Annotated in this window: 11 protein-coding genes; 2 read left to right on the forward strand and 9 right to left on the reverse strand. The window is 61.8% G+C overall.

All coding sequences use genetic code 11. The features are described from left to right. Positions 1–136 precede the first annotated feature (136 nt). Positions 137–1,876, forward strand: a complete 1,740-nt coding sequence (locus tag WIN67_RS18420) for a dipeptidase (protein WP_339069804.1) — start codon at positions 137–139, stop codon at positions 1,874–1,876. Between the two features lie 120 nt (positions 1,877–1,996). Here the strand turns inward: WIN67_RS18420 and WIN67_RS18425 are convergent, their stop codons facing one another. The 6 genes from WIN67_RS18425 to WIN67_RS18450 are packed head-to-tail and all read right to left on the reverse strand — an operon-like array spanning position 1,997 to position 7,595. Then, entirely contained in the window at positions 1,997–2,962 is a 966-nt protein-coding gene (locus WIN67_RS18425; RefSeq protein WP_339069805.1) for a fatty acid desaturase family protein, read from the reverse strand. Then, positions 2,949–3,572, reverse strand: coding sequence for a phosphatase PAP2 family protein (locus WIN67_RS18430; RefSeq protein WP_339069806.1), 624 nt, complete (start codon positions 3,570–3,572; stop codon positions 2,949–2,951). Before WIN67_RS18430 ends, WIN67_RS18425 begins: the two co-directional genes overlap by 14 nt. A gap of 51 nt (positions 3,573–3,623) precedes the next feature. Beyond that, the gene (locus WIN67_RS18435; RefSeq protein ID WP_339069807.1) at positions 3,624–4,718 is read right to left on the reverse strand and encodes a hypothetical protein; all 1,095 of its coding nucleotides are present in this window, start codon (positions 4,716–4,718) and stop codon (positions 3,624–3,626) included. Next, on the reverse strand, positions 4,715–5,449 hold the full coding sequence (locus tag WIN67_RS18440) for a hypothetical protein (protein ID WP_339069808.1): 735 nt from the start codon (positions 5,447–5,449) through the stop codon (positions 4,715–4,717). The genes WIN67_RS18435 and WIN67_RS18440 overlap by 4 nt, the downstream gene beginning before the upstream one ends. Beyond that, positions 5,446–6,468, reverse strand: a complete 1,023-nt coding sequence (locus tag WIN67_RS18445) for a hypothetical protein (protein ID WP_339069809.1) — start codon at positions 6,466–6,468, stop codon at positions 5,446–5,448. Before WIN67_RS18445 ends, WIN67_RS18440 begins: the two co-directional genes overlap by 4 nt. A gap of 53 nt (positions 6,469–6,521) precedes the next feature. Next, complete coding sequence (locus WIN67_RS18450) at positions 6,522–7,595, reverse strand: glycosyltransferase family 2 protein (protein ID WP_339069810.1); 1,074 nt, start codon at positions 7,593–7,595, stop codon at positions 6,522–6,524. Between the two features lie 225 nt (positions 7,596–7,820). Between WIN67_RS18450 and WIN67_RS18455 the strand changes: the two genes are divergently transcribed. After that, positions 7,821–8,414, forward strand: a complete 594-nt coding sequence (locus tag WIN67_RS18455; protein WP_339069811.1) for a DUF4265 domain-containing protein — start codon at positions 7,821–7,823, stop codon at positions 8,412–8,414. Between the two features lie 125 nt (positions 8,415–8,539). Here the strand turns inward: WIN67_RS18455 and WIN67_RS18460 are convergent, their stop codons facing one another. The 3 genes from WIN67_RS18460 to WIN67_RS18470 are packed head-to-tail and all read right to left on the reverse strand — an operon-like array spanning position 8,540 to position 12,053. Further along, positions 8,540–8,800 (reverse strand): PAAR domain-containing protein, encoded by a 261-nt coding sequence (locus tag WIN67_RS18460; protein WP_339069812.1) that lies wholly within the window; start codon positions 8,798–8,800, stop codon positions 8,540–8,542. A gap of 18 nt (positions 8,801–8,818) precedes the next feature. Next, positions 8,819–10,408: a type VI lipase adapter Tla3 domain-containing protein gene (locus WIN67_RS18465; protein WP_339069813.1), complete on the reverse strand. Its 1,590-nt coding sequence runs from the start codon at positions 10,406–10,408 to the stop codon at positions 8,819–8,821. 55 nt (positions 10,409–10,463) lie between these two features. Further along, a complete protein-coding gene (locus WIN67_RS18470; protein WP_339069814.1) occupies positions 10,464–12,053 on the reverse strand; it encodes a type VI lipase adapter Tla3 domain-containing protein in 1,590 nt (529 codons plus the stop codon). Positions 12,054–12,094 lie beyond the last annotated feature (41 nt).

The following is a 12,094-nucleotide window of genomic DNA, read 5'->3' on the forward strand; positions in this document are numbered from 1 at the left end:
CGCTTTTGCATTTCTGTGCGACAGATCCCACATCCGGGACTCCCGCCGCCCTCCTTCGTAGTGTTAGCTTGGGAACGTTTCTGTCTGAAACATCAGACACTTCCCACTCATCACCTGCAAAGGAATGCCCTCAACAATGGATTTTTCTCTCAAGCACCTGGCTGCGGCCACCCTGATGCTCGCCAGCCTGTCCGCGTTTTCCAGCGCCGCCCAGGCCAATATCACCCCGCAACAGAGCGCGGCCATCCTCAAGTCCTTCAGTGACCACTCGGTCAGCGACTTCCGTCAGTTCCTCGGCAGCCTGGCCAAGAGCGAAGCGGGCAAGAACGCCAACCTGGGCCCGGCCATCAGCGCCTTTCTCGACAACAAGAGCCTGTCCGCCGAACAGCAGAACGAAATCCATCGCCTGCTGGGCCTCTACGCCCGGGTGAAGTACGGCAAGGCCGCCACCGAGACCCTGCGTGAACTGGTGGCCATTCCCACCTTCAACATCGACGGTGTGCCGCAGTACAAGAACCCCGAGTTTCTCAAGATCGCCGAGAAGATCCAGGGCCTGGCCAAGGCCTTCAACCTGAACTTTCGCAACATCGACAACCGGGTCTACGAGATCTCCCTGGACGGCACCGGCGACGAAGTGGTCGGCATCCACGCCCACGCCGACGTGGTGCCGGTGACCCCGGAAAACTGGGTGCTGGAAGACGGCACCCGCCTCGACCCGTTCAAGGTCACCCTGATCGGCGACCGCATGTACGGCCGCGGCACCGAGGACGACAAGAACGGCATCGTGGTCGCGCTCTACGCCATGAAGATCATCAAGGAAGAGAAGCTGCCCCTGGCGCGCAACTTCAAACTGCTGGTGGACACCACCGAGGAAACCAGCGGCGACGCCATCCCCTACTACTTCGAACGCAACCCGACGCCCAACTACAACCTGGCGCTGGATGGCGGCTACCCGGTGGTGATCGCCGAGAAAGGCTACGGCACGGTGATGGCGACCTTTGCCCGGCGTGCCGCCGAAGGCAAGGGCGCGGAAATGACCGGGCTGACCGGTGGCCTGGCCACCAACCAGATTCCTTCCACCTCGGTGGCCACCTTCAAGACCGACACACCCGCCGAACTGGTGGCCAGCCTGCAGCAAGCCGGTGCCGCCTATGCCAAGGCCAACGGCGGCAACTTCCAGGTCACCGCCAAGGTGGTGGACAAGGATGTGCAGTTGACCGTCACCGGCGTGTCCGCCCACTCCTCCGAACCCGAGTCCGGGGTCAACCCGGTGGCGCGGATGCTGGACTTCATCAACAGCCTCGACGGCAAGATCGCCCTCAAGCACAACGCGTTCACCGACGGTGCCCGCTACGCCGCCGACAACTGGGGCCTGGACTACCTGGGGAACAAGCTGGGCATCGGTTTCGCCGACGCCTTCATGGGCCCGCTGACCACCTCCCCGACCTTCGTCGGCGTGGATGACAAAGCCTTCAAGCTGGCGGTCAACCTGCGAGTGCCCAAGGGCAAGACCCCGGACGTGCTGAAGGCTGAAATCACCGACAAGCTGGCGGCCTGGAGCAAGAAGACCCAGGTGGCGGTGACGCTCGACACCTCCATCGCCGCACCGATGTACCGCAACCCCGAAGGCGAATGGGTCAAGGCCTTGCTGGCGGTGGCCAGCGAGAACCTGGGCATGCAACACCAGTTCGGCACCTCCGCCGGTGCCACCTCGGTGCATGAACTGCCCAACGGCGTGCAATTCGGCCTGGCGCGGCCCGAAGTCAAGTACACCGGCCACACCGACAACGAGTTCAAGACCGTGGATCAGTTCCTCCTGGACTTGCAGATCGTCACCGAGATGGTCGGGCGTATCGGGCAACTGCCCAAGCTTTGACACACCTGTCGGACCCGCTGCAATGGCGGGTCCGATGACCTTGTTCCGATTGATTGCCCAGCGCCTTCTATACCTCCCTTCCTATAGCCTCGATCATCCGTGCGCAAACGCCATGAGCAGTCAGGCCGCCGGCGGCTTCAACGCCGGGTAGCTGACATCCCGCAGTACCCCGATGTAACCGCCATAGAGATTCGCCGCAGGCAGCAACTGCCGCGCTGCCAGTTGTTCATGCAGACGGCGCAAATGGTAGAACGGCACGCGCACATAGAGGTGATGCTCGATGTGGTAGTGGATCCCATGGGGACCGAAGAAAAAAGTCTGCCAGTTCGGACGCACGATGCTGCGGGCGTTCTGGCTCTGGTCAGCATGGGCGGGCAATCCGGCGTGCTCCATGAGCGCCCGGACCCGGCCCATCAACGGCAGCAAAGTGATGGCCGGCAACAACCACAAATCCAGGTAGAGCCAGGGGTGCCCGAACGCACTCAGCAAGCCGAACAGCACGCCGTTGCCGATCAGCATTGAACAGATCTCCCAGGACACCTGCCCTGCGGACTTGTCGACCCTGGGCATGACGGTGCGGTAATCACCCCGGGCAAATCTGTAGGCGCTGATTAAGTAGCCCACCCCGAATAGATCCGCCAGCAAGCGCCTGGCCAGTTTGCCCCGAGGCAGCGGGTAGTCCCCCATGCCAAACACCGCCATCACCGGGTCGTCATGCAGCATCGGTTGCCGGTGGTGCTTCAGGTGGCCGGCGCGGTAGGTGGCCATGGAAAGAAACAGCGGGCCGGCCGCCAACAACTGCCCCACGCCATCATTGAGTGCCTGTCGGCGCAGGAGCAGGCCGTGGGCACTCTCATGCATGATCACCGCCAGGGCCAGCTGGCTGCGGGCAATGATCAGCGCCGCCAACAGGTAGGTGACGGGATGCGGCCAGCGTGCGGCACAGACGAACGCGACAACGATCAGGGCCCAGTCGGCCAACAGCGCCAGCATCCCGATCCAGGGCTTGAGGACAAACAGCTCGGCGGCCGGGACAAAGGCATGCAGCGCCTGATTGTCGCCGGCGCGGGCATTAGGCTGGGACACGGGCATGGCTTCCTTGTCGTTGGGTGGCCAGGGCACAGGCCAGGGCCAGCAGTAGGCCGCCTGCGACATCCAGCAGCGTGTGTTGCTTGAGGGTCAGGGTCGACAGGCAGATCAACAGGCCGGTGATGCCGATCAGCCATTTGCCGGAGTGAGACCAGAGCGCGCGGCAGGCCAGGCACGTCACCGCCACGTGCAGGCTGGGGCAGCCATTGGACGCCAGGTCCAGCTGCCACATGCGGCTCAAGCGCTGATACAAAAAGGCATTGTCGAGGCTACCAAGATCGGGCCTGGGCAGGTGCTCGGGGAACAGCCAGAAACACAGGAGGGCAATGGCGAAGGCCATCCCCGTGGCGTTCTTGAACGTCCTGAACGCTTCGGCACTGGCGTAGGTCGCCGCCAGCAGCACGAAGGGAAAGAACAGCACGTACAGCCACCAGGACTGGGCAATGAAAGGAATCCATTCATCCAGCGGCGTGACCCAGGTGTAGCGCGGCGTGATCAGTCGCTGCACGCCGATGAAAATGCTCAGGCCCAGCAACAGGCCCAGCAGCGCAACCAGCGTCTGTCGATAGTTGGCTCTCGGGGTCGGGCTGGGCAAGGGATTGCTCATGGCTGCTCGCTTAGTGGATGCAAGAGTGGATCACGGCCCACAGCGGCGTGTTCACAGGCTGAGCAGGCGGCTGACCCAGGCGTCGATCCGCCCCTGGGCCCGCGCCCGACCGGCAGCCGCTGTCGACTCGGCCCCCGCCGCTGCGGTCAATTGCTGCGCCGCCGCAGTCACCTGGCGGCGAAAATCCGCGGCGTCGCCGCGCCAGGTCACCACCCGATGCAGCAGCTGTAGCTGGGCGGCACGCGCCGCATTGCGGGTCTGTTCGGGCTGATCGCTGAGCACCAGGATGATCGGCCGCTGATAGACCCGAGCGATGGACAGTGCCGCCATGCCCGGCGCTGACACTATCAGCCGGGCCTGGGCGGCGCGGCTGGCCCAGTGCGGGTCGACCCCGAGCCAGCCATGGCGCCCGGCATAGCCCTCGCCCACCCGATGCGCGTCCAGGCCGGCGTCCTCCAGGCCCGCACCCAAGGCATCGGCCAGGCTGGGCTCGCTGAAATGCGGATTGAGGTACACCGCAGCCCCGGGGGCCGCAGGTTCCGGCATCACCGCCGCCAGGGCCACCGGAGTCGGCAGGCGATACAGCAACGGCGCCTGGGCGTCGTCCACTTCATAGGCGAAATCATGCTCGATGCGGGCTCGCGCCGCGTTGATCTGGCGGTCGACAATCCAGCCGAACAACCGCCCGAACTGCCGCGGCCACATGCCCGCGAAATTGTTCAGCAGCGCCACCTTAAGGCTCGCGCCGTACACGTGCACGACCTTGCGTCGCCATCCCGGCAGCATGCCCATGTACAGCAGCGCCGGATGGAAGGAGTCGTTGATCACCAGATCCACACTGCGCAACCTGCGCCCCAGACGCAGAATGTCCCGCAGCATCCGCCCGGGACGAAACAGGTAATGGGCGACATTGCGATTGGTGGCTTGGCGCAGCATGTTCTGCTCGCTGTCGAACTGCACCGCATAGTGCCTGGACAGCAACTCGGCCTCGATGCCGAAGCGTTGCAGAAAGTGCTGCCCCTGCTCCGAGGTCGTCAGCACCTCGACCTGGGCCCCCGCCTCACGCAGGGCATGCACCAGCAACTGCGCGCGCATCAGGTGGCCACGGGCATCGGCGGTCGCCAGATAAAGAATCCGTTTACTCATCGGGCCGCGCTGCCCACACCGCCCAGGACCCAACCGGCGATGTACATGGCCAGGGCACCGGTCACGCCGAAACTGGCATCCACTGCGCGAATGTCCTTGAGCAACAGGTCCAGGTGTACAGACTCATGGGGCGCGACGATGCGGCGCAAGGTGTTCTCGCACAAGCGCACGTGGGCCTTCTCGTCGGTCAGGACCCGCGACAGCAACGGATACAGCTCATGCCCGGTGCCGATCACCGCACAGTGGCGGCTCAATACCCGCTGGGCCATCTGCTCGGCACAGAGCCCGGTGGCGTAGGCCGGCACCAGCAGGCCATGCTCGAAATGTGCCGCATAGCGATGGGCCAGGCGCTGCCAGCGGCGGATCTTGCGCCGGCTGAGCCAGTCCGGTTCCAGGCGCACCGAGCCGTCGTCGCCCAGGCCGCGCAAAGCGTCGGCAAACAGCGTCACATGGCGACGCTCATCGGCCAGGTGCTGTTGCACCTGGCGCTCAAGCCAGGGCGGCGACTGGGGGAGCAAGTCTTCCAGCAGCGTGCGCTCGGTGGCGTCTTCGCCGGCCAGGTACATGCGCAACAACAAGCGCTCTCCGCGGGGGCTACGGTGCAGGCGCCGCAGCGCAGCGCGCTTGATGCGATCCACCAGGCGCGCCTGCACCGCCCCCAGGCCCTGGGCCTGAGGCATGCTCAGGCAGCTGAAGTCCGCCTCGGTGGCGACTGCTTCACCCCCACTCATTGCGCAGGCTGCGGGGCAGTGGCGGATACCGTGGCTACCTGCTGGCTGCGATGCCAGGCCAGGATCAGGCCGATAAAGCTGTCACGCATAAAGGCCGTTCCGGACGCCCCGGCATTGGCAAAGGGTTGCTCATGGCCGTTGTAACGCAGGTAGCCCTTGCCGTTGACCGCGCCCAATTCCAGAGTGTCGCGCTTGTTCAGGCCGCGTTGGCGCACCGCCTTGAGCAGAGGACTGTCCTCAAGGCCGAACACGAACAGTTGGCGCTGAACCACCCACAACGGAATCTGGCCGCTCAGGGCCTGCAGGTTAAGGTTCCAGGTGCCCGTTGCCAGCAACGCATCCAGTTCGCCAGTGCCCGGTTGCGCCGCGGTGAAACTGGCACGCATCACTGACTTGGACAGTCGCCCGACACCCAGGCCGATGGTGATGTCGTCGGCCGCCGGGTTCTGGGCATCGCTGGGACGCACGACCACGAAGTAACTGGCCACTCGCGCGGCGATTGACGGCTGCGCCAGGACCTTGCGCGCCTGCTCGGCGGTGAACAGCACACGCTCGCCGGCGCCTTCGCGGACGCTGATCTGATAGGGGTCGAGGACGATGTCGCTGAACTTGCCGCGCACGGGCGAGTGCACATAGGTGTCGGACTTCCACTTCGTGCCCGAACGCCGCAACAGCACCTGCAGGCTCAATGGCACGCGCTGGCCATCGGCGGCGATGCCACTGCCGTGCAGCAGCACGTCGCCGATCACCGTCTTGCTGTCATGATGGTCGTCAGCGCCAATCACGATGGCGTGGGTTTGCGGGTCGACGCTGGCCTGGGCATCCGCCACATCCAGGGCAATCCGGTTGCAGTCGAGGTCAGCGCTGCGAGTGACGGTCGCGCAGCCACTGTCCGAGGCGAAGTGAAACACCCCGCGACCACTGAACTCGGAAGGCGCGGCATTGGCCTGGCTGCTCAATGCCAGCAGTGCCAGGCACGCCAGGGAGTAGCCGAATGAAGCGAGCGAAGGTGTTTTCATGGGGGAGTCCTATGGGCACGCAGCCTGCGTGCGAAGATACGGCGCGACGGGGATCAATCCAGGTTGCGGTGATACGACAAGGCTTCACTGTGACCGGCGCTCCGACGCCCGACACTGATGCCCATGCCACGCACCACAGCGCCGGCGGTGTCGAGCAACGACATGCCGATGACCACCAGCATCGCCCCAAGACGTCGGAGCCCGCGCAAGGGCGGCAAGTCCTGATGGTTGAGGGCCCGCAGGCTGTAGCCGAGGCGCCCGAGCATCACGCACAGAGGGCCGATCGGACCGCTGCGCCCAAGCCATTGCAGCCAGCCCGGCATATAGGCGCGGACCAGATAGGGGGTCAGGCCGACGCTGTCACCGCCCCTGAGCCAGCGCAGCTTGAGCACTTCGCCCTGGCTGTCGGGCAGTCGATGCTCGGTATGGGCGCCTGGCGCATAGACCACCGCCACCCCCGCCGCTTGCAAGCGCAGGCCCATGACCTGGCAATGGGCGCGATAGATGCCATCGAGCGGCTCATAGCGATATTGCTCGAAGGTGTCACAGCGAAAGGCCACGTTGTTGGCGTAGAAGTTACGCGTGGCGCCGTGGCGCAAGGGGCTGGGGAAGTACATGAAGTCGATGGCGGTCAGGGCACTGCCGGCGACGCTGGGCGCATAACTGGTACGCCCGGCAACCGCCAACGGCGCGTCGTCCTCGGCGAAAGGCACGAGCAACTGCTCCAGCCAATGGCTACAGGGAATGCAATCGGCATCGGCAAAGACCACGTACTGGCAGCGCCCCTGGTCGACCGCGTCGAAACCGACATTCTTGGCATCGTAGTAACCGGTGAGGGTATCGATCTCGACGAAGTCCAGTTCCCGTCCGGCCAGTGCACACAGGGCCTGGCGCGCCACAGGATCGAGGCCATCGTGGGTGATGACCCACTGGGCAAAATTCTGGGGTGGCAGACTCTGCAGGGCAAGGCGTGCGATCAGCCGCTTGAGGCTGTTCAAGGCCTCCTGTGCGTCCTTGCCGCCACGCAGGTTGTTGGTCTCCAACACCAGCGCGGTATGGGCTGCGATACCCACCAGGCGCTCGCGCCTGTCGCTGCCGGGAGGCAGCTGCGACGTCCTGGTTGTCATTGCTTGGCTATCCATTTCACTGAATCTCTGAAAAAAGCGCGGCCACCCGGGGGCGCGACGGGCGCAATCACAGCATTATTCCCGAGATTATTCAAACGCCAAGTGCGCCCCGTGTGATGGCCAACGCAGTCGCTGGACCCCGCTGCGATTCGAGACCCCGGATTCTTCAGGAGCACCATTGAAGTGCCCCCCACATAGCCGCTGGAATCTGTCCTGAGGGAGCGATTGGATAAGGTATTCTTCGGCACGAATCAGCTATCACCACTGTCGGACACGTTCGAGCGGGCGGAGCCCATGGGCATGAAACAGCATCACCCAGAAGTCTTTCACAAGATCACCATCCTCCTGAAACAGGACGATGACGGTTACCCACCCGTCGCTGCCGAATCCCTTTGGGGCATCAAACAAGGCGAAACGACCTACATCGTCGACAACACTCCCTATTACATTTATGGGCTCAGCAAAGGCGACCTGATTGATACGCGACAGGAAAACAACGAGCTGATCACTACCGTCGTCATTCAACAAGGAGGCCACTCCACCCTCAGAGTCTTCGCTGAAAATGCACAGGACAAAGCCAACATCATCAAGGCACTGCAACAGTTGGGTGCCCACTGTTCAGTGACTCATAGCCTGTCGCTCTTCTCGGTTGATATAGCGCCAGCGTGCCGCTTCGAACCTATAGACGCCTACCTTTGCTCGATCGCTGACGATGACCAGATTGCCTATGAAGACGCCTGCCTGCAGCATCACGGGATCGACTTCGAACGACAATCGCAATGCTCATCCCTGGCATCGTTACCACGCATGACCCATTGAGCGGTCAGCTCAGTAAAAGGCAAGCATCACGGCACTCTATGGCCCGGCCTGAGAAGCCGTGACCGTGGCTCATCGATCAGCGCCAGCCCCCCAGCGCTCTTGAACACTTCGCCGCCGTTACCCGGCTAACGCGCAGCCCTTGCTTTGGGACCGCTCGCGATCAGGCTGGCGCCACACGCGGTCTTCATACCGTCAAGGGCCACTGCAATACCACCGACATCCAACAGGGCACTGCCTTCTGCAATAGGAAAAACCCCTTTGCACAACGGGCACACAACCTTGTGCCCGACACCCGCCATGGGTTTACCGTTCAAGTCGGTTTGGCTGAATGCCTCAATGACAGTACCGCCATGACTGGTACTGTCCCCAAGTCGAATAATGTCCATGTCCACTCCTTTGCGACCTTAAAGGTCATCCATCCAATTGTCCTTGGGCCTCAGCTCAGCCAAAAACTCTTCCAGCGTGTAGTCCTCTTCCACAACCGGCATCCGCGATGCGGCAGGAGCAACCGGTGCAGGGTTTACCGAGGCACCGTCATCACTGCTGGCGGTTTGGGGCATCAGATTGATGCCAAATTTGTTGCCCGTAGGCTTCTGTCCCGGTGTCGGCGAGGTGATGGTGATAAGGGTCGCTTGATCCTTGCGGCGCAGAGGCATGACCACGCTGGTGTCGGCATTCTGGTAACTGGCCATGGTCGCCAGCGCGATGCCCACAAACGGCGATGCGGCGCCGGTATCGCCCAAACGCTGGGTCAGGTCGTAGCCCTCGCGGGAGTCGAGCAGGTCCAGAGAGCTGTGGGCAGCCGTCAGAGCAGGAAGCAGCTCGGCCAGTGGCGTGCTGTTCAGGCCGCCGTCGTAGAACACCCGGGCCGGTGCGGGCGTAACGGCATCAGTGGCTTTTTTCCAGCCAGTGGCCAGTTGAGCGGTCAAGGCTTCGCGCTTGAGGCGCTCGCCGTTGTCCGGGCGCTGCAGGGAGACAGTGACCGGACGATGGATCCTGGCCAGCACTGGCAAGGCGTCCCACTGTTCAAAAGCCCGCTCGGTCCAGGGTTGCGGGATGAACTCAGAAGGTTGGAACTCGACGGCAGGTTTACGCCAGCCCCAACCGGTGAATTCAGGATCGATCTTGTTCTTGTTGACCTTGGTGAAGGGAGCGTAATAGCGCAGCCACTCGACACGTTCGGGGCGGCCGACGACTAAGGCGACCATGGCGTCGGTGAGTTTGTCAGGTTGGCGTGGGCCCGCGACAGCCCCAAGCGATTTTAAGGAAATGTCCTTGCTTGATAGAGCGCCAGCCATATTGATGCCATCGAGGTTGTAAACCAGAACAGCCGGTAGATCGGGATTACGCTCAAACAACTGGAATAGACTCTCCACCAAACCTTCGGGGGTGTCATTGCAGACAATGCCATCCTGCACATTACGAATACGATGCCAATGCAACCCAGCATCGGTACGGTAATCGTTCACTGTGCTAGTCAACATCTCTCTGGTCTCGTCTGGAGTGAAACGCAGGTTTGGTGTTTTAGGGCTCCAATCTCGCACAACAGTGATGGTGGGGATCGGCCATTTCTCCATAAAGTCTCGCAGCCCCAGTTCCAATGCATCGACAATGCGTTTGTTCCATGCCATGTTTTTATCATCAGAAGTCTGGGGATACTTCTTTATATCAATGGGCAGAATGCTGGCCACATGCAGAGCCTCTGTCTGTCTTGCACTCTGCTCCTGTAAAGCCTGCCAGGTTTGTCCTTGCCGAAATACGTCCAGACTTATGCCAATACTGAGCACATCCAGGGTTTCCAAACGAGGCGACGTAGTGGGTGCGCGGTAACGAGTGTCAACAGTCATGGTGGAAGCCTTCCTGACTGAGGTATAGGCCGTCATGGGCGTGGCCGAACTGGCAAAGCAACGTCCAGAGGTCAGGGGCTGCTCAGCGGCTTGAACACCGTGATTGAGTAACAACAGGCAGCCCATCAACAACAATATGCGGTGCATCGAAACAGCCCACTCCCTTTGACCCGGGTCTTCAGCGCAGCTTGATCAGCAAGCGCTAGAGATCATCCATCCAATTGTCCTTGGGCCTCAACTCAGCCAGAAACTCTTCCAGCGTGTAATCCTCTTCCACAACCGGCATCCGCGATGCGGCAGGAGCAGCCGGCGCAGGTTTTACCGAGGCGCCGTCATCACTGCTGGCGGTCTGCGGCATCAGGTGGATGCCAAATTTGTTGCCAACGGGCTTTTGCCCGGGTGTCGGCGAGGTGATGGTGATAAGGGTCGCTTGATCCTTGCGACGCAGAGGCATGACCACGCTGGTGTCGGCATTCTGGTAACTGGCCATGGTCGCCAGCGCGATGCCCACGAATGGCGAAGCAGCGCCGGTATCGCCCAGGCGCTGGGTCAGGTCGTAGCCTTCGCGGGAGTCGAGCAGGTCCAGGGAGCTGCGGGCAGCCGTCAGAGCAGGAAGCAACTCGGCCAGTGGCGTGCTGTTCAGGCCGCCGTCGTAGAACACCCGGGCCGGTGCGGGCGTAACGGCATCAGTGGCTTTTTTCCAGCCAGTGGCCAGTTGAGCGGTCAAGGCTTCGCGCTTGAGGCGCTCGCCGTTGTCCGGGCGCTGTAAGGAAACCGTGACCGGGCGATGAATCCTGGCCAGCACTGGCAAGGCGTCCCACTGTTCAAAAGCGCGCTCGGTCCAGGGTTGTGGGATGAACTCCGAAGGTTGGAACTCCACCGCCGGTTTACGCCAGCCCCAACCGGTGAATTCGGGATCGATCTTGTTCTTGTTGACCTTGGTAAAGGGGGCGTAATAGCGCAGCCATTCGACACGTTCGGGGCGACCGACGACCAGGGCGACCATGGCGTCGGTGAGTTCACCAGGTTGTCGGGGACCAGTTCCTACACCTATAGGCTGGTTGTCTTTGCCTTTCGTGGTTAACGCCAAGGCCATATTGAAGCCTTCCAAGTTGTAGATCAGCACAGCAGGCAAATCAGGGTTACGCTCAAAGAGTTGGAACAAGCTTTCTAGAAAATCTTCGGGAGTGTCATTGCAGACAACCCCATTCCGTACATTACGGATGCGATGCCAATGTAAGCCCGCATCTGTTCGGTAACTGTTCACCATACTGGTAAGCATTTCCTGGGTTCTTTCAGGTCTCAAGCGCAAGTTCAGCGTTTTGGAATTCCAACCACGGACCACTGTGATGGTGGGCACCGGCCATTTTTCCGGGAAGTTACGCAGTCCCAGTTCCAATGCATCCGCTTTGCGTTTTGCATAAGCAATATCTTTGTCATCAGCTGTCACCGGATACTTCTTCGGGTCCATGGGCAGGATACTGCCAACGTGCAGAGACGCCGGTTCTCTCACATTTTGCTCTTGCAAGGTTTTCCAGATATCTCCCTGGCGAAAGACATCCAGACTCACGCCGAGGCTGAGCACATCCAGTGTTTCCAATCGCGGTGAAGTAGTCGGTGCACGGTAACGAGTATCAACAGTCATGGTGGAAGCCTTCCTGGCTGGGGTATAGGCCGTCACGGGCGTGGCCGAACTGGCAAAGCAACGACCAGAAGTCAGGGGTAGTTCAGCGGCTTGAACCCAGTGACTGAGTAACAACAGGCAGCCCATCAACAACAATATGCGGTGCATCGAAACAGCCCTCTCCCTTTGACCCGGGTCTTCAGCGCAGC

Source organism: Pseudomonas idahonensis, from assembly GCF_037903935.1.
GTDB classification, from domain to species: Bacteria; Pseudomonadota; Gammaproteobacteria; order Pseudomonadales; family Pseudomonadaceae; genus Aquipseudomonas; species Aquipseudomonas danubii.

Coding starts and splice junctions, on each gene's coding strand:
- WIN67_RS18420 (WP_339069804.1), top strand. CDS start 137: ATGGATTTTTCTCTCAAGCACCTGGCTGCGGCCACCCTGATGCTCGCC.
- WIN67_RS18430 (WP_339069806.1), bottom strand. CDS start 3,572: ATGAGCAATCCCTTGCCCAGCCCGACCCCGAGAGCCAACTATCGACAG.
- WIN67_RS18435 (WP_339069807.1), bottom strand. CDS start 4,718: ATGAGTAAACGGATTCTTTATCTGGCGACCGCCGATGCCCGTGGCCAC.
- WIN67_RS18440 (WP_339069808.1), bottom strand. CDS start 5,449: ATGAGTGGGGGTGAAGCAGTCGCCACCGAGGCGGACTTCAGCTGCCTG.
- WIN67_RS18445 (WP_339069809.1), bottom strand. CDS start 6,468: ATGAAAACACCTTCGCTCGCTTCATTCGGCTACTCCCTGGCGTGCCTG.
- WIN67_RS18450 (WP_339069810.1), bottom strand. CDS start 7,595: ATGACAACCAGGACGTCGCAGCTGCCTCCCGGCAGCGACAGGCGCGAG.
- WIN67_RS18460 (WP_339069812.1), bottom strand. CDS start 8,800: ATGGACATTATTCGACTTGGGGACAGTACCAGTCATGGCGGTACTGTC.
- WIN67_RS18465 (WP_339069813.1), bottom strand. CDS start 10,408: ATGCACCGCATATTGTTGTTGATGGGCTGCCTGTTGTTACTCAATCAC.
- WIN67_RS18470 (WP_339069814.1), bottom strand. CDS start 12,053: ATGCACCGCATATTGTTGTTGATGGGCTGCCTGTTGTTACTCAGTCAC.